Source organism: Paenibacillus baekrokdamisoli (assembly GCF_003945345.1).
GTDB lineage: Bacteria > Bacillota > Bacilli > Paenibacillales > Paenibacillaceae > Paenibacillus_Z > Paenibacillus_Z baekrokdamisoli.
In genome coordinates this window covers 606,813-623,579 of the sequence record NZ_AP019308.1, presented here as the reverse complement: position 1 = coordinate 623,579, position 16,767 = coordinate 606,813, and the positions used below count along the sequence as shown (strand labels likewise).

The following is a 16,767-nucleotide window of genomic DNA, read 5'->3' as shown; positions in this document are numbered from 1 at the left end:
TAAAAGTTCCCGAACGGGAACACTTTAATCAGGATTTCGAATATTCCCTTCACCCGCTTCGTTATGAATTTGCTTCTTCGGAAGGGATGAGAACCCTCAGCGGTTCGACCGTCCGTATAAGCTTCCATGAATCAACTAAGTAGGACGAGCGTCGAAATCTACCTTATAAAAGTTCCCGAACGGGAACACTTTAATCAGGATTTGAGTTAATAAATTGAATTTCATAATATAAAGCCTAACCACACACTATCCATTTGAGAGCCAACTCAATTGGGTAGTGTTTTTTGGCTCAAAACCAAAACTAGTGGTTGACGACGAAGGTAATCAGATACTGAGCGGACAGGAGAGCTCTTATTTCAGTCCAATCGCTGCATGTAGGGGGATTAAAGGACAGAGAAGACGCTATTCTCCAGCAAATCATCTGAAATAGGCTTCATTTTAGTTGATAGCGGAACCTATGTCCGCTGAACTTGTTTGGAGTCGTGTTTCGATCTGAATAGAGGTTCCACAGTCCGCTCAGCTTAGGCTCGAAACGGGCCCGTTACAAAATAGTCAACCACTGGTTATGAGATAAAATGAACGCAAAAAGGACGACCCACTTCTCTTCTCGAGAGTAGGCCGTCCTTTTTGATCTATCCCGATGAAGGGCTAAATTATCTCTAATACATAAGCTTCAAGCTTAACAAGCTGCTTCTTGATTTCGCCCACCTTCACACTCTTGAGCAGTGAGAGCATGCCTTTAATCACAACAGGCTGCGGCTCCGACTTTTCAAGTTCGACCTCAATCACCTGTAAAGCCGCTGTTATCTCATTCCTTTGATCGGCAGTGAACTTAATGGAGCCCTCTACCTCGGTACGAATCGTATCAATCTGTGCAAGAATGCCTGTTTTCCCCATACCATTTCCTGCATCTGCGGCAGAGCTCCACTGCTCCAAAATATCCATTCCCATGATAATATCAGAGTTCTTCACAATCATTCCCGAAATAAGCTCATCCAAGCGCTTCAAAATAAAACCTGAAAGCCGCTCGACATTAAACTGCTTCTTCTCCAAAATGACAAATCCGAGGTAACCATCGATAAAGGCGTGGAACATTACAGCTGCATCACAAGCATAAGGCTCCGCTTCAGAGCCATATTGCTCGCAAATGATAGAGCGGCTTGAAAGCAGCAATACCCTTCTCACTTTTACGATTAACTCATGCAGTTCATCTTTAATATCAAAACGTTCCTGTATCAGTGTGGAAATGAAGCCTTGATTCCGCTCATACTGCTCATAGCTTAGAATAATGAGTTTGGCCAGCTTCTCCTTAGGTAACAGGGAAGACTCCGCAACAGCTTGCGCCTGCTTAACGATAGCTTCCAAGTAATGCTTACAAATCGATTGAAGCAAATCATCCTTCGATTTGAAGTAGAAATACATCGATCCTTTGGCGATCCCCAGGGAGTCCGCGATATCTTGAATGGACGTCCCTCGGTAGCCTTTTTCGGAAAAGCATTTGATAGCTGCTACAATAATTTTATCCTTTTTCCCTTCCACAACACGTCACCGCCTTCTTTATTCCTCGGCTGCGGTTTTTCTGCGGAATTTAGCGAGAAACTCGTATACAATTGGAACAATTAACAGAGTAAGCACCGTTGAACTTGCTAGTCCGCCAATAACGGTAACCCCTAGTCCTTTAGAGATCAGTCCGCCACTTTCTCCTTCAAAACCTAGAACGAGTGGCAATAAAGCTCCAATTGTTGCTAGTGCAGTCATAAGAATTGGACGCAGTCTCGTGCCTGCTGCCTCGATAAGCGCTTCGCGTGTCGACATGCCCGCTTTCTCCATATGGAGTACACGGTCCAATAGAACGATCGCATTCGTAACGACGATACCAATGAGCATCAGAGCCCCCATCATAGCCGCTGCGCTAATCGTTTCTCCCGAAACGTACAAACCAATCAACGCCCCGATAATTGTGAATGGCAAGGAGAACAAGATCGCGAAAGGCGTTAGTGCCCCACCAAACGTAATGACGAGCAGCAAGTATACAATAGCAATGGCAGCTGCGATAGCAAGACCTAATTGTTTGAAGGTATCGTTAATTTGCGCAGTTACGCCACCATAATCAAGTGACATATTTGCCGGCAATTTCAGCTTGTCTGTCTCTTTCTTCAAGTCAGAGGAAGCTTTGTTTACATCTTTGGCAACGATGTTAGCAGAGATTTCTACATACAGCTTGCCATTCTTACTTGTGACTGTATTAGCTGATGTGCCTTTTTCCACTTTAACGACATCTTTAAGGGGTACTGCAATACCAAGTGGAGAAGTAATCGTTTCATTCTCGATATCTGCAATAGAAGTATACTGCTTCGTATCGACTTCCACATAAACGCTGTATTCTTTTCCATCCATAGCGACCTTAGTCAATACAGGACGTTGACGAACTGGACTAAGCTTCATTGCGATTTGACCAGCTGTTAACCCATATTGGCTAAGCTTCTCTTGATTAGCGACAAGTGTATATTGCTCATATTGTTTCGAGAGTGACGTATCCACTTTTTCGAATGATTTGTTTTTCTCAACCAAAGCCTGAATTTGAGCAACTACCGGCTTGATTTGTTCAAAGCTGTCCCCATAAACGGATAGGCTTAATTTGCTTCCGCCAAGGCCGCCTCCACCAAAATCCAGCTGTCCCCATTTACCAGCAGGAGCGATTTTTTTTAAATCTTCAACTAGAAGTTCTTTCTCTTTGTTGAAGTCTTTCGTGTCGGATTCATATTGAATATAGAATAACGCCGACTTGTTAGGTCCTACGCTAAAATTGCTTTGACCACCTATAGAATACTGTAGGTTAGCTACATGCGCACGTTTCATAATAAGCTTCTCAGCCTCAAGTGAAGTCTTCTCCACATCCTCCAGCAGTTGACCCGGTGCTGGTGCGTATGTCACCATGACATATTTATTCGGCTCGTCCGGAAGGAAGCTAACGCCAACCTTGGGTACAAGCGCAAAGCTGGCTGCTAGTATAACAATCGCCGAGATAAATGTAATTAACTTATGATTGAGCGTCCATTTTAAAATCTTGCGGTATCGTATGGCAATTACGCCTGGCTTCTCTTCATGCCTCTGCGATTCCTTCAATCCCTTGCGGAACATCAGATTTGTCATCATTGGGACAACGGTTATCGCCACTAACAACGAGGCCAGCAGAGCAAAAACCATCGTTAAGGCAAATGGCATAAAGATCTGGCCGATCGGTCCACTCACGGTGCCAAGCGGCAGGAAAACTGCAATTGTGACGAGAGTGGAGGACAAAATCGGAATAAACATTTCACGCGTTGCGTCAATAACAAGTGCTTTTCCCTTTAATTTCTCGGAACGAAGCGACATCCGTCGATAGTTATTCTCGATGACGACAATGGAGTCATCCACAACCCGTCCTATAGCTACCGTCATCGCGCCAAGCGTCATAATGTTGAGGGTAATATCCATTTGCTTCAATACAAGAAGCGCGATTACAAGTGATAATGGAATCGAAATAATGGAGATAATTGTGGTACGGAAATTGCGAAGGAACAGCAGAATAACAATGACGGCGAATAATGCACCGAACAAAGCTTTATCAATCATCGTGCTGACCGACTTCTCGATTGGCTTACCTTGATCAAGCAGAACAATCATTTTCACGCCTGGATGATCTTTTTCAATTTGAGCCGCTTGATCCTTCACCGCATTGACGACATCCACTGTATTGGCGTCTGAGGCCTTGGTTACATTGATGCCAATGGACGGTTCGCCATTCGTACGGGAAATGGACTCTGCAATTGACACAAGCTTAATATCTGCTACCTCAGATAGCTTAACAGTCGGAATGCTTATCGGTGCTCCAGCCTGACCTTGGGGAGCTTTCTGCAGCGCAGTGCCTGCCTGTGACGACGCAATACCTGATGGTACAGCACCCTTCGTCGGTCCACCTTGTGCTCCAGCAGCGGATGGAATCACTGGAATCGATACATTTTGCAGCTGCTCCAACGTATTTACATTACCATCCACCACGATAGATTTCTCAGACTTTTCCATTTCAAAAATGCCAAGAGGCGCTTTGATGGCCGACGCCTGAACAATCGCTTTGATCGTATCTTCAGATAAGCCGAGTGCTTGCAGCCTGTCCTTCTTAAAGGACAATTGTACTTCTTTCATCTGTTGTCCAGATATAGAGACAGTTCCGATTCCGTCAATCCCTTCTAGAGAAGGCTTAATCTCTTCTTCAACCAGTTTTGTAACCTCTTCAGGTGTTTGTTTGCTTGAAGTAATGCTTAAGGAGAGAACTGGAAAATCATTCAAGCTGATTTTGGATATTTTGGTTGCTTGAGCACCTTCTGGAGGAGTCAAAGCGCTTGCGGCATCCTTTAGCTCACTTTCCGCTTCCTTCATATCTTTGCTATAATCATATTCAACAACAATAGACGAGACATTCTCCATTGAGGTTGAGGTGAATGCAGTAACGCCATTCAAATTCTTGATTCGAGACTCAAGAGGCTTCGTAAGATTATTTGCCACTTCCTCAGGTGTCGCACCAGGATAAATGGTGTTAACCGTTAATACTGGGACAACAATGTTAGGAATGGTCTCTTGCTTCATGTTCAGCCCGGCATAAAGACCGCCGATTGTGACAATGATCGTCATGATCCAAATCGCAAACTTGTTGTTAATCGAAAAACCGATGATACCTTTCATTCTCCCACTCCTTGTCTATTTCTAGCTTTTTGACCAATTGTTCAATAATAATTCCATCATATTTGAACGATGTTCGATAGTCAACGAAGTGGAATTCCAGTCACAAAAACGACACAATATTTAGGTATTGCAATTTTTCAAATTATCATGATATAATATGCCTTACGCTGTCCCAGTAGCTCAGCTGGATAGAGCAACGCCCTTCTAAGGCGTGGGTCGGGGGTTCGAATCCCTCCTGGGACGCCATAACATTCAAACACGTTACTTTTAATACATACCAAAAAACCTCGAATCCCTTGATATCATTGGGATTCGAGGTTTTTTTGCATTGTAATATTGAATTCAGAATCCGATTGGAAACGATACGTTTCAGTTTTTTTCTACACACTTTTTACTTGAATACCCAATTCAGGCAGCGGCAATCGACATACACTAAGTTTACAATAAATAAACAACACTGCTGGGGCATTTCATTGTTGAAAATGGGGAATTCTGTCTTGATTAAAATGAACCCGTTTTTTCTCTACCTCCGTGTGTAGAAAATGTTTCCTCAACACAGCCATTAATACTTCCTGAATTTCTTGAAATGAATATACATGGAACTAGATTCCATAATTCCTATTTCAAGGCTGTCAGCTCGATTGACAGACTTGCTACTTTAATAGGCGGAATCTTTGTCTCCGAAGACGGTGAAAGGATCCAGATCGTAGCTCAGTTAATAGTTGCTCTCTTTTCAATAACTGCTCTTCAACCGTGCTCATAAGACCCGCTATACGGTATGTTTTTATAATGGGCGCTCTAATATATCGAGAAAGAGACTTTTGTAGTAAAATATTGTCGATTATGTGAAAGCAAATACCTCAGCCGATGAGGAATATAACTGGAGTCAAGAATGAAATCTAAAAAACGTCTCACCTTGATTATTACATTAATTATTTTATTCGGAGTACCAGTTAGTTTGTATCTCTATGAGAAGAAAAAAGAGGATGATCGTCAAGCTTTGATCCAAATGCATGATAGTATCAGGAATGTCATTGATGAATATGAACAAGAGGAAAATAGGGATATCATTGATGAATTTAAATACCAGATAAATAAGAGGAATAACACGAATAATTCCCTAGCGGAAGATTATACAAACCTCAGGAAATTGGTAATAGATAGTAAAAAATCATCCTTTATTAAGGATAAATTTTGTCAACTGGAGAAGGAAATAATGAAGCTAGATCCAACCGTTTATACTAATCCAAGTTCCGTATGTAAATAGATCACACTAACCGTTCTTACGGATAACAGTTACTTGTAGCAAGTCGTATCCGCTCGAATTGTCCAGGACGGTTATATGATTACAGCCGGTGGAGTTTCCGCCGCGCTCGATCTTGGCTTATATGTCGTGGAGCTATTCAGCGACGCAGAGACGGTTGAACAAATACAGCAAGCTATGGACTATCCTTATTACAATTCTAATCTTCTCAACCATTCGAATAATCCTAGCAAGATAGAGTAATAACCATGTGTACATGTGTAAAAGTGATCTGCACTAGACATACTACTCCTCTAAAAGGAGTGCATAACTTATGACACAGCAACAGCAGCCCCCATCATCCAATCAACCCTTACCACCAGTAAGGCCGACGTCTTTTCCGCCTCAGCATCAGGATCGACAGCCTGGATTGCAGGCCGTCATGAATCCCATACCTCAATCGGATTCACCTGTTTACCGTCCTGCTGGCAAGCTAGAAGGAAAAGTGGCTCTTATATCAGGTGGAGACAGCGGTATAGGCCGCGCCATTTCGATTATCTATGCCAAGGAAGGCGCAGATGTAGCCATCATCTACTTGAACGAGGATGAAGATGCGCAGGAAACGAAGCGGCTCGTGGAAGAAAAGGGCCGACGATGTATAACGATTGCGGGTGATGTCGGCGATCCGGCCTTTTGCCTTAAGGCCGTTGTTCAAACCGTAAAGCAGCTTAGTAAGCTGGATATCTTGGTCAATAATGCAGCTGAGCAGCATCCTCAGAAAACCATTGAGCAGATCACGCCAGCACAGCTGGAGCGAACCTTCAAGACGAATATCTTTGGTATATTCTATTTGACCCAAGCTGCAATGCCGCATCTGCACAAAGGAGCTGCAATTATTAATACAGCTTCCGTAACGGCCTACCGCGGAAGTCCGAACCTACTTGATTATTCTGCGACGAAAGGCGCCGTCGTGTCTTTCACACGATCTTTATCCATGAATCTCGCGGATAAGGGAATTCGCGTGAATGCTGTCGCACCAGGTCCGGTGTGGACGCCATTGATCCCTTCGACCTCCGACGCGCCACAGGTGACCACATTTGGCTCTGATGTACCTCTGAAGCGATGTGGTCAGCCTGATGAGATGGCACCAGCTTATGTTTACTTGGCCACAGAGGATTCCTCTTATATGAATGGACAGGTTCTTCATATCAATGGCGGGGAAATTATCAACGGCTAAGAGCGTCCTCTATATTCAACCATATAAGTTGAACTTAAGAAACGAACAATGAGCCGCTGCACAGATGGAATGTTCTTCCGGTCTCAAAGGCGAACGCTGACGCTTCTCCAGAATCATCCATCTGCTGCACTCACTTGTTATATCTCTAGTTCAACTTATATAGCTAGCAAATAAATCCCTTCACACAACACAAAAAGCAAAAAGCTAAGAGCATTTGGCGGCACTTAGCTTTTTGTATAATGTATGCAGCATAATGAATTGTTTCTTACCTAGCCTAGAAAAAGGAACCTGATTAAATCCGTTTAAGCAGCCTCGCTATGGAGCGATCTGCCTCTTTTAGTACAACCCTCTTATCTACCGTACGAACTTTGCCTCGTTCAACAACCCGCTTCCCATCGACCCAGACCGAATCCACATTACTGCGTGAGGCGGCATAAACAACTCTCGAATACGGGTCTGCTTCATAGGAAGGAAAGGTGTGGAAGTCATTTAAATCAAGCAGCACAAGATCCGCCTTCTTCCCAATCTCGATGGAGCCGATGAGGTGATCGAGCCCAAGTGTGCGAGCTCCACCAATCGTTGCCATCCGAAGCACCTTACGTGCATCCATGGATTCTGGACCGCAGCGCACTTTATGCAGCAGAGCAGTTAACCGCATCTCTTGGAACATATCGAGTGTATTGTTACATGGCGCCCCATCGGCTCCAATGCCAACTTCTACTCCTTGCTCCATAAGCTCAGGCACCATAGCAATCCCCGAAGCAAGCTTCAAGTTCGAGCCGGGGCAATGTGTCATTTTCGTACCCGTACGCCTCAGAATCTCGCGTTCCTGTTCATCGAGCCAGATGCAATGAGCGAGAACAAGCCTTGGTGATGTAAGTCCGATATGATCGAGGTAGACGATATTCCGCATTCCTCGTTGACTCTGAACAAGCTCAATCTCCTCTAGATTCTCAGCTGCATGTGTATGTACAAGCACATTGTAATGTGCAGATAAATCTCTAACCTCTGTAAGAAGCTGCTCAGAGCAGGAGACCACGAATCGTGGACAATAGGCGTAGCCAAGTCGTCCTCCATCATAACCATTCCACTTCTCTAACAGCCTTGTGCTCTCTTCAACAGAATGCTGCGTCTGCTCTTGGAGACCCAAGGGTACATCACCGCCGGCATCCATCATAACCTTGCCTGAGATCGCCCGAATACCGCTGCTCGCCATCGCTTGAAAGGCCGAATCCGTATGGCTGACCGTCTCCATATCTAGTATAGTAGTTGTCCCGCTGCACAGCAGCTCTCCAATACCCAATAGAGCCGAATAATAGACCGAATCCTCATCATGTGCGGCTTCTAAAGGCCACACGCGTTTGCGCAGCCAATCCATCAGAGCCATGTCATCAGCTTGCCCACGAAATAATGTTTGGCAAAGATGAATATGCGTCTGCACGAATCCGGGCAGCAGCAGCTTTCCTTTTGCTTCGATAACCGTTGTCTCTGCCTCGTACTCTGGAATTTCCTTACCAACGGATACGATTTTCTCATCCATCAGCAGCACATCGCCAACCAGAATTTCATCCAGCTCATTCATTGTAACAATTGTCGCTTTGTGTAATAAGGTTGTACTCATGAAGCCGCCTCCTCATTCTCGTATGCATACGATAAACTGCGAGCATTTAGTTCTCGAATGTCGAATGTCTTTATGCTTCCAACGTAGCATGAACGATGCAAAGGAGGCGGAATTCAAATTCAATACAATTAGAACGTCTTATTTCTCCCTTTCACACCCGGTATAATTTGCTGTGCATTTTGCTCACGCTTCTTCACAACATCCTCAGCAAAGTTTGGATTCTTGGCATACTTTAGGCTCTTGTCTTTTTGGGATTGGGACATATTGTTGATTTCACCCCCTTTCATAATAGCTGTGATCCAACAGCCGATTCAGCTCTTCTCTAATACCAGAATAAGAAAGAACTTGCTCCTTGAAGAACTCCCTCTCTCCCCAGTCCGTCTTCATTGTGCTTGTCTCGAACAGCTCCATACTGATGTCACTGAAGGCGCTGTGCATGCTATTGTCATACCAATCTACCTCAGTACTAGCATCATTCCTGACAATTGCCACCAAATCATAATCGTTATCTAAGGATGTGCCAAAAAAAGCAAGCAGCTCCGGTGACTCCTGCTGGTCCGTATGAACCTCAACTTCACAGCAGTGTATCCCATCACGGTCAACAGCCCTCCTGACATAGGCTTCAATCACTTTCATTTCAAATTCCCTTCGGGAAATAACCCCATCATCGCGATATGATTTTTCGTTTCGGAAGTGCCTAATCGGTACAGCTGTTTATAAATCTCCTCTAGTATGCCATCTACGCCCCTGCTCATTTCTTCAACCGTGGCTGACCCGAAGGGATGCTCGGTAAAATGGAGCGCCTCCGCTTCATCCATTGATGACAGCTCCCCAAACCATTCTTCAAGTTGGTCCCTCTCCTCTTGATTTGCCTCAATGACCAGCTCATAGGCCGCTAATGTGGGACTCTCCAGAATGGAACCTGCTTGAACGGACACATAATATCGTTTTCTAGCGTAAAATGCTTCATCATTATTGTTTTTCACACCAGTATTGTTATTCACACCCACAACTTCCCCTTCTATTTATCAATTATCGCCTTCTCTTAGCATCCCCTTACGGACAGACATTATATCCTTAATTAGCGCATAACCATCTTAGTATCGCTGTTTACGCACTGCAAAGAGAGGAATGAGAACCATGTGTGGATTCACGGGCTGGATCGATTGGACCGATGACCTGACAAAACAATCCGCGACGCTGGAAAAGATGACTGGAACGCTGGCCAACCGTGGTCCGGATGCCTCGGGTACTTGGATTTCGCCACATTGCGCTTTGGGACACCGACGACTTTCGGTCATTGATCCGGTAAACGGTGCTCAACCGATGGTACGCAACTCAGAAGATGATACTTATGTCCTCGTATATAACGGAGAGCTCTATAACGCTCCAGAACTGAAACGCGAGCTTGAAGGACGAGGAAGACGCTTTATCACAACCTGTGACACCGAGGTATTGTTAGTTGCTTATATGGAATGGGGACCCGCTTGTGTTGAGAAATTCAATGGAATCTTCGCTTTTGCTCTTTGGGATTCAAAGGAACAGCAGCTGTTCCTTGCAAGAGATCGTCTAGGCGTTAAACCGCTATTCTATGCCAAACAGCTGGGCCGCTTTATTTTCGGCTCCGAGCCCAAAGCATTACTTGCTCATCCTGCCGTCAAACCAGAGGTAGGGCCTGAAGGATTGGCAGAAATCTTCATCGTGGGTCCAGCACGTACACCGGGACATGGCGTTTATCGTGATCTCTCCGAGCTGCTGCCTGGTCACTGCGCCATCGTCAACCGTTCCGGGGTATCCATCACTACTTATTGGAGACTGGAGAGCAAACCGCATACGGAAGATGTCGATGCTACAGCTCGCACAGTGGGAGAACTGCTCAGCGATACAGTTGAGCGTCAACTCGTATCTGATGTCCCTCTTTGCACCTTATTGTCTGGAGGATTAGATTCCAGCGCCTTAACCGCGCTTGCCGTTCGCTATTATATGGAATCAGGTCAAGGCAATGTCCATACCTTCTCCGTCGATTATGTGGATAATGATAAACATTTCAAAGCACATGCCTTTCAACCTAATGCTGATGCGCCTTGGATCAAGCGAATGACAGAGCATCTGCAAACTGAACATCACCCCATTGCGTTTGATACGCCCGAGCTAGTGGAAGCCCTTCGCGATGCGATGATTGCAAGGGATTTACCTGGCATGGCGGATGTTGACGCATCGCTGCTGCTCTTTTGCAAAGAAATAAAGAAGGAAGCAACAGTCGCCATATCGGGAGAAGCAGCGGATGAAATATTCGGAGGTTACCCTTGGTTTCATCGGGAGGATGCATTAAATGCAGGCACGTTCCCTTGGTCACTCGCTGCAGGTATGCGTGCTGGGTTGTTATCTGAGGATGTTGCCGCTTGGATCAGACCTCTTGAATATCTGGGTGACCGCTATTCAGATGCGATCGCTGAGGTTCCGAGGTTGAAGGGCGAAGATGCTGCTGCATCAAGAATGAGGGAAATGTCTTACCTCAATATATCTCGGTTCATGCCAACGCTGCTCGATCGAAAAGATCGGATGAGTATGGCAGTTGGCCTTGAGGTGCGTGTACCTTATTGTGATCACCGTTTGGTTGAATACGTATTTAATATTCCATGGCAGATCAAAATGGCTGGCGACCGTGAAAAAGGGATTCTCCGTCAATCACTCGAGGGTGTCCTGCCTAATGACGTCCTGTATCGCAAAAAAAGCCCATATCCGAAAACACATAACCCCAATTATTTATCTGCCGTCCGCACACGATTGCTTGATATCTTGAATGAAGGGAACTCCCCGCTGCTTCCACTTATCAATGTGAGGAAAATACGTGAGATTGCGGAGTCCGAGACAGCCAGCTCGAACCTCCCTTGGTTTGGTCAGCTTATGTCGGGTCCCCAACTTTTTGCCTATTTATTGCAAGTCGATATGTGGCTTCGCGAGTATAACGTTTCGATTCGGTAATCGAGTCTGATAGGCAAACCCCCGGAGTTAGCCATTTGCTCGCTCTCTTCCGGGGGTTATCTAATCGGCCAATTGCACACACCATTCCGCTCCTAAAGCAAACAAATTTTCGTAAAATATAAAAAGGCATTTGCTTTGTTCATTTTAGTGTGGTAGGATACATTTATAAACAAATTAGACCTTAAATTCACTTATTGAAAAGGTTAGCATTTGTAAAGATGATACCTTTTTCAATGTGTGATTTTTTGTTATAAATCAAAAATAAACATATTAAATAAACTTTTGGAGGTCATTCAAAATGGCACAAGGAACAGTTAAATGGTTTAACGCAGAAAAAGGTTTCGGTTTTATCGAAGTTGAAGGTGGAAATGACGTATTCGTACATTTCTCCGCAATTCAAGGCGAAGGCTTCAAATCCCTTGACGAAGGACAACATGTTGAATTCAACGTTGTTCAAGGCAACCGTGGACCACAAGCAGAAAACGTTGTAAAACTGTAGTTTACAGTTTCCAAAGAGTTCCTAACATTCGTTAGGAACTCTTTTTTTTATGTTTATTTATTGGAACATACACCACAGCCTCCTCCCTCTTCCATCAAGACGCCTCGTTTCAAATTTAATCATTGGAACCGTTTCTTAGATCATGTGAACGATGGTATGATGGATAACATCCCTATTACTTCTTATAACGTTAAGACTACATGCAGCTCACCGCTTCACAAATGCGGCGTTACGAAAGAATGTCGTATGAAAGGATGTCAGAAGATGAAGGTTAACGAATCTGCCTGGCCAGCTACCGTTTCCTCACTAACGGAAGATTTCACAGGTCTGGGTGTTGCTAAGGGGATGACCCTACTGGTTCACTCTTCACTTAAATCGCTGAACCGATGGATCGTTGGCGGACCACCCGCTGTTATTCATGCCCTTGAGGAAGCAATTGGTGAAGAAGGAACGCTCGTCATGCCTACGCATACCAGTGATTTGTCAGATCCGACACTTTGGGAGAATCCACCTGTTCCAAAGGCCTGGTGGGATACAATCCGCAAGGAAATGCCTGCATTTGACCGAGATCTGACCCCTACTTGGGGCATGGGCGCAGTGGCGGAATGCTTTCGTAAGCAAGATGGAACCCATCGCAGCAATCATCCGCAGGTTTCTTTTGCTGCTAGAGGACCTGAAGCGCTCTTCATAACGGGAGATCATTCCCTTCCCTATGGTCTTGGGGAGCAGTCCCCTCTCGCTCGTCTCTATGATCGGAATGCCTGGGTGCTTCTAATAGGCGTCAATCATGACAATAACACTTCCTTGCATTTGGCTGAGTATAGATCAGACTATCCACATAAAAAGCAAACCAAGCTAGAGACAGCCTGTAAGGTTAACGGTCAGAGAGAATGGGTGTCCTTCGACGACATTTCATTTGATACGGAGGATTTCATCGAGATTGGACAAGCGTTCGAACAAGCAAGTGGACTCGTACGCATAGGTACAATTGGGGACGCTACGGTTCGCTTAATGCCGCAAAGAGAACTTGTAGATTATGCTAAGTACTGGATGGACAGCTACCGGTGGGGCCAATAAGGAAGATTCATAAGGAATAACAAAGAAATCATCCATCACATCGCGAGGTGGAAATCAGAAATTTTCAATATAATACCGTAATCGATATAATATCGTAATCGCTCAAACAACAAAAACATGACCACGGGGAACTTTTCTACAAAGGTCCCGTGGTCATATTCGTTTCATCTATCTATTCGGAATGGTTCTCTAGTTTCCCAAGCAGCAAGGCAAGTGCTGCTCCTCGGTGACTTATCGCTTGTTTCTCTTCCATAGTGAGCTCAGCCATTGCTTTGCCGTGCGTAGGAAGCCAGAATAATGGATCATAACCGAAGCCACCGCTCCCTCTAGGCTTACTCGCAATCTGGCCATCAACAAAGCCGATCGACTCCATGAATTTACCGCTTGCAGGATCGAACAAAGCTAATGTACATACAAACCGAGCGGGGCTGAGCAGCTTCGTCCCATCCTCCAATTGATTCTGCTTACCATCAGTAGTGAAGGAGTCCTTTGCTAAGTGCTCCAGTTCCATTAACAGCTTTGCATTGTTAAGCGTATCAGTTGCTCCTGGACCAGCGTATCTAGCGGAATATACGCCAGGATCACCGCCAAGCGCCTCCACTTCCAGTCCGGAATCATCTGCAAGAACAGGCATTCCCAGCGCTTCTGCAACCTCTCTGGCTTTCTTGCGGGCATTCTCTGCAAAGGTTAGTCCATCCTCTACGACTTCTGGCAAATCCGGGTAGTCGAACATACTCACTACGTTCAAACCGAGCTTGCCAAAGGCATGGGCGAACTCCTTCACCTTACCGGCATTCTTCGTTGCGACGACAACAGTATCTCCTCGTTTCATACCGTTATAACACCGATTCGACTTCCTTTGACTCCAAGTACGTCACGCTGCTTAGCAATAAGTGCATGGATACCTTCCTCCGCAATGCCTAGAAGCCCATCTAGCTCCTGCCTTGAGAATGGCGCTTCCTCACCAGTTCCTTGTACTTCAACAAATTTACCTGAACCAGTCATAACTACATTCATATCAACCTTCGCTTTGGAATCTTCATCATAATTCAGATCAAGCAGCGTTCTCTCTTGGATAACGCCAACGCTGACCGATGCCAGATAGTCCGTGATTGGGTATTTCGCGAATTCATGCGTCTTCGACAGCTTATGGACTGCAAGGGAAAGTGCAACAAAGGCACCCGTGATCGAGGTTGTTCGTGTCCCTCCATCCGCTTGAATAACATCACAATCCAGTGTAATGGTCCGCTCACCTAAAGCTTGCAAATCAACGATTGAACGCAGAGCGCGACCGATTAGCCGCTGAATCTCCATTGTGCGTCCAGTCAGCTTACCTCTTGCCGACTCGCGTTGATTACGTACTTGGGTTGCACGAGGCAGCATCGAATATTCAGCGTTGATCCAGCCCTTACCTTGGCCTTTCATAAAAGGAGGAACTCTTTCCTCGACTGATGCGGTGCAAAGAACCTTCGTATCACCGAATTCAACCAATACCGAGCCTTCCGCATATTTGTTCGGGTTCATCGTTATCGTGACCGGGCGTAGCTCGTTCCACTGTCGTCCGTCTGTTCTCATGTTCAATAATCCTCCATATTCAGCTGCAGCTTCTTATTTGATTGCTTTTCCAACTATCCTAGTTTACCAAAGACAGGCGTGAAAAGCACCCGCCGCCCTGCTGTCCATTCCAGTTTGAGCTTTACACAGAATTAATTTAAATCCCGACCAAAGTCTAGCCTTCACTCAACTTTGGTCGGTTTTTCCATTTTTTGATGCATTGTATACTGAAATGGCTCGTTGGGAGAAGCAGAAAATGTCATCATAATTTGAAAGGTTGTGCAGGATGAGAATGATGGAATGGGTACTACTCGCATTTGCAGGAGGGATGCTTACCCTTGCAAATCTTAGATATACCTACAGAACAAGACAGATGGCCCGCATTCTAAGTTTCCTTTCAATTGTTGCAGCTGCCATACACGGTATTACGGAAGGCTTCCGCGCTCAGATGATTCTAATCTATTTCATGATTCTTCTGATATCGGTCGTCGTATGGATAAAGAAGCCACAACAGCTAGTTAGTACACTGAAGAGCTGGGTAGTTATCCCCCTCGTCATACTTAGTTTATTAGGATATACACTTTCGGCGGCTTTACCTATTGTGCTGCCTGTATTCAGCTTTGATAAACCAACGGGCAGCTATACAGTTGGAACTACGATACGTTATGTGACAGATCCTTCACGAGAGGAAACTTTTACGGCAGATCCTAATGATCATAGGGAATTGCTTATCCAGATCTGGTATCCAAGCAGTCAACCGACTCACTCAACAACAGGCAACTATGGAGTCAATTCGCATGCAATCCTCAAAGAGGTTGAGAAGGATTATCAGATACCTGCCATACTTCTGAGCAATCTAGAAATGGTTAAAACCTATTCAACGAAAGACGCACCTATCTCTACAAGGGAGAGCGCGTACCCTGTCCTACTATTCTCGCATGGCTTGAGCTTATATGGATTTCAGAATACGTACCAAATGGAAGAACTCGCCTCTCATGGCTTTATTGTGGTCGCCATTCAGCATACTTATAATGCACTTCTAACTGTCTTGCCTGATGGTCGGAAACTTTCCGATCAGCCAATAAATCTGAGTAAATTTCAAGGCTTCATCGACATGAATGAGATACTGAACAAAGTGTGGGTGAAGGACGCTGGATCGGTTCTCGATTATTTGCAAAATATCAACTTGTCCTCTTCCGAAACCATGTTCAAAGGAAAGCTGGATATGCTGCGAGTTGGAATGTTAGGGCATTCCTTCGGCGGCGCAGCTGCAGCACAAACCCTATTCCTTGATTCCAGAGTAAAAGCAGCCATTAATTTAGATGGCACGCTGTTCGGAACAGTTGCTTTGCCAAGTACCAGTATACCTAAACCTTTCATGCAAATATCAGCTGATGTTCCGGAAAGTGAAAAGGCTCCATCCTTTCTTACGGCCGAGGAAATGTCAGAGTCGGACCTCAAAAAGCTTGGTGCTACACGTGAGGAATATGCGAAAAATCAAGACTTTCTAACCCTATTCAGTAATAACTCCAAGCACGCTCTTAATAATCATGGTTATCAGGTTTGGATCAAAGGAGTTGAACATTACACCTTTTCAGACATTCCTTTGTATTCACCTCTCATTCCTCTTATATTCGGGGATCGAACTGATACGAAACTAGCGCATCGAATCATTAACGACTATACGTTGGCTTTTTTCGAGAAAACCTTGAAGCAAACGAATCCGTCATTACTAAATGATTCCAAATCTCCCTACCCAGAAGCTGCATTAGAGATAAAATGAAGGAAGCTTATAAGCGAAAAACAAAGAAAGGCTGCCCCTCTCGTCA

At 45.0% G+C, this 16,767-nt stretch carries 15 protein-coding genes and 1 tRNA gene; 8 read left to right on the top strand and 8 right to left on the bottom strand.

Annotated elements, in window-relative coordinates; all coding sequences use genetic code 11:
- Positions 1–648 precede the first annotated feature (648 nt).
- Together EKN16_RS02595 and EKN16_RS02590 are read right to left on the bottom strand one after the other, a co-directional pair.
- Positions 649–1,539 (bottom strand): TetR/AcrR family transcriptional regulator, encoded by an 891-nt coding sequence (locus EKN16_RS02595; RefSeq protein ID WP_125653571.1) that lies wholly within the window; start codon positions 1,537–1,539, stop codon positions 649–651.
- 18 nt (positions 1,540–1,557) lie between these two features.
- Positions 1,558–4,722 (bottom strand): efflux RND transporter permease subunit, encoded by a 3,165-nt coding sequence (locus EKN16_RS02590; RefSeq protein ID WP_125653570.1) that lies wholly within the window; start codon positions 4,720–4,722, stop codon positions 1,558–1,560.
- Between the two features lie 169 nt (positions 4,723–4,891).
- On the opposite strand from EKN16_RS02590, the gene EKN16_RS02585 reads away from it, so the two are divergent.
- The 4 genes from EKN16_RS02585 (at position 4,892) to EKN16_RS02575 (ending at position 7,202) form a co-directional block, all read left to right on the top strand.
- Positions 4,892–4,968: transfer RNA gene (locus EKN16_RS02585), tRNA-Arg, on the top strand.
- Between the two features lie 646 nt (positions 4,969–5,614).
- Positions 5,615–5,989 carry a hypothetical protein gene (locus EKN16_RS02580; protein WP_125653569.1) on the top strand — a complete coding sequence of 125 codons (375 nt, stop codon included), beginning with the start codon at positions 5,615–5,617 and terminating at the stop codon, positions 5,987–5,989.
- A 75-nt stretch (positions 5,990–6,064) separates the two neighbouring features.
- On the top strand, positions 6,065–6,229 hold the full coding sequence (locus tag EKN16_RS32015) for a hypothetical protein (RefSeq protein ID WP_164522648.1): 165 nt from the start codon (positions 6,065–6,067) through the stop codon (positions 6,227–6,229).
- A 70-nt stretch (positions 6,230–6,299) separates the two neighbouring features.
- A complete protein-coding gene (locus EKN16_RS02575; RefSeq protein WP_125653568.1) occupies positions 6,300–7,202 on the top strand; it encodes an SDR family oxidoreductase in 903 nt (300 codons plus the stop codon).
- Between the two features lie 292 nt (positions 7,203–7,494).
- Here the strand turns inward: EKN16_RS02575 and EKN16_RS02570 are convergent, their stop codons facing one another.
- From EKN16_RS02570 to EKN16_RS02560, 4 genes are all read right to left on the bottom strand, one after another.
- Positions 7,495–8,823: a 5'-deoxyadenosine deaminase gene (locus EKN16_RS02570; protein ID WP_125653567.1), complete on the bottom strand. Its 1,329-nt coding sequence runs from the start codon at positions 8,821–8,823 to the stop codon at positions 7,495–7,497.
- A gap of 128 nt (positions 8,824–8,951) precedes the next feature.
- Positions 8,952–9,086, bottom strand: coding sequence for a hypothetical protein (locus EKN16_RS33405; protein ID WP_260182340.1), 135 nt, complete (start codon positions 9,084–9,086; stop codon positions 8,952–8,954).
- A gap of 10 nt (positions 9,087–9,096) precedes the next feature.
- Complete coding sequence (locus tag EKN16_RS02565) at positions 9,097–9,459, bottom strand: hypothetical protein (RefSeq protein ID WP_125653566.1); 363 nt, start codon at positions 9,457–9,459, stop codon at positions 9,097–9,099.
- Positions 9,456–9,827 carry a hypothetical protein gene (locus EKN16_RS02560; RefSeq protein WP_125653565.1) on the bottom strand — a complete coding sequence of 124 codons (372 nt, stop codon included), beginning with the start codon at positions 9,825–9,827 and terminating at the stop codon, positions 9,456–9,458. The genes EKN16_RS02565 and EKN16_RS02560 overlap by 4 nt, the downstream gene beginning before the upstream one ends.
- Before the next feature lie 136 nt (positions 9,828–9,963).
- Here EKN16_RS02560 and asnB point away from each other — a divergent pair, with 136 nt between their 5' ends.
- From asnB to EKN16_RS02545, 3 genes are all read left to right on the top strand, one after another.
- On the top strand, positions 9,964–11,808 hold the full coding sequence (gene asnB / locus EKN16_RS02555) for an asparagine synthase (glutamine-hydrolyzing) (protein WP_125653564.1): 1,845 nt from the start codon (positions 9,964–9,966) through the stop codon (positions 11,806–11,808).
- Between the two features lie 298 nt (positions 11,809–12,106).
- Positions 12,107–12,307, top strand: coding sequence for a cold-shock protein (locus EKN16_RS02550; protein ID WP_125653563.1), 201 nt, complete (start codon positions 12,107–12,109; stop codon positions 12,305–12,307).
- A 264-nt stretch (positions 12,308–12,571) separates the two neighbouring features.
- Positions 12,572–13,384: an AAC(3) family N-acetyltransferase gene (locus EKN16_RS02545; protein ID WP_125653562.1), complete on the top strand. Its 813-nt coding sequence runs from the start codon at positions 12,572–12,574 to the stop codon at positions 13,382–13,384.
- A 172-nt stretch (positions 13,385–13,556) separates the two neighbouring features.
- Here the strand turns inward: EKN16_RS02545 and rdgB are convergent, their stop codons facing one another.
- Together rdgB and rph are read right to left on the bottom strand one after the other, a co-directional pair.
- Complete coding sequence (rdgB, locus tag EKN16_RS02540) at positions 13,557–14,216, bottom strand: RdgB/HAM1 family non-canonical purine NTP pyrophosphatase (protein WP_125653561.1); 660 nt, start codon at positions 14,214–14,216, stop codon at positions 13,557–13,559.
- Entirely contained in the window at positions 14,213–14,959 is a 747-nt protein-coding gene (gene rph / locus EKN16_RS02535) for a ribonuclease PH (protein ID WP_125653560.1), read from the bottom strand. Before rph ends, rdgB begins: the two co-directional genes overlap by 4 nt.
- A gap of 265 nt (positions 14,960–15,224) precedes the next feature.
- Here rph and EKN16_RS02530 point away from each other — a divergent pair, with 265 nt between their 5' ends.
- The gene (locus EKN16_RS02530) at positions 15,225–16,721 is read left to right on the top strand and encodes an alpha/beta hydrolase family protein (protein WP_125653559.1); all 1,497 of its coding nucleotides are present in this window, start codon (positions 15,225–15,227) and stop codon (positions 16,719–16,721) included.
- Positions 16,722–16,767 lie beyond the last annotated feature (46 nt).

Coding starts and splice junctions, on each gene's coding strand:
- EKN16_RS02590 (WP_125653570.1), bottom strand. CDS start 4,722: ATGAAAGGTATCATCGGTTTTTCGATTAACAACAAGTTTGCGATTTGG.
- EKN16_RS02580 (WP_125653569.1), top strand. CDS start 5,615: ATGAAATCTAAAAAACGTCTCACCTTGATTATTACATTAATTATTTTA.
- EKN16_RS32015 (WP_164522648.1), top strand. CDS start 6,065: ATGATTACAGCCGGTGGAGTTTCCGCCGCGCTCGATCTTGGCTTATAT.
- EKN16_RS02575 (WP_125653568.1), top strand. CDS start 6,300: ATGACACAGCAACAGCAGCCCCCATCATCCAATCAACCCTTACCACCA.
- EKN16_RS02570 (WP_125653567.1), bottom strand. CDS start 8,823: ATGAGTACAACCTTATTACACAAAGCGACAATTGTTACAATGAATGAG.
- EKN16_RS33405 (WP_260182340.1), bottom strand. CDS start 9,086: ATGTCCCAATCCCAAAAAGACAAGAGCCTAAAGTATGCCAAGAATCCA.
- EKN16_RS02565 (WP_125653566.1), bottom strand. CDS start 9,459: ATGAAAGTGATTGAAGCCTATGTCAGGAGGGCTGTTGACCGTGATGGG.
- asnB (WP_125653564.1), top strand. CDS start 9,964: ATGTGTGGATTCACGGGCTGGATCGATTGGACCGATGACCTGACAAAA.
- EKN16_RS02550 (WP_125653563.1), top strand. CDS start 12,107: ATGGCACAAGGAACAGTTAAATGGTTTAACGCAGAAAAAGGTTTCGGT.
- EKN16_RS02545 (WP_125653562.1), top strand. CDS start 12,572: ATGAAGGTTAACGAATCTGCCTGGCCAGCTACCGTTTCCTCACTAACG.
- rdgB (WP_125653561.1), bottom strand. CDS start 14,216: ATGAAACGAGGAGATACTGTTGTCGTCGCAACGAAGAATGCCGGTAAG.
- rph (WP_125653560.1), bottom strand. CDS start 14,959: ATGAGAACAGACGGACGACAGTGGAACGAGCTACGCCCGGTCACGATA.
- EKN16_RS02530 (WP_125653559.1), top strand. CDS start 15,225: ATGAGAATGATGGAATGGGTACTACTCGCATTTGCAGGAGGGATGCTT.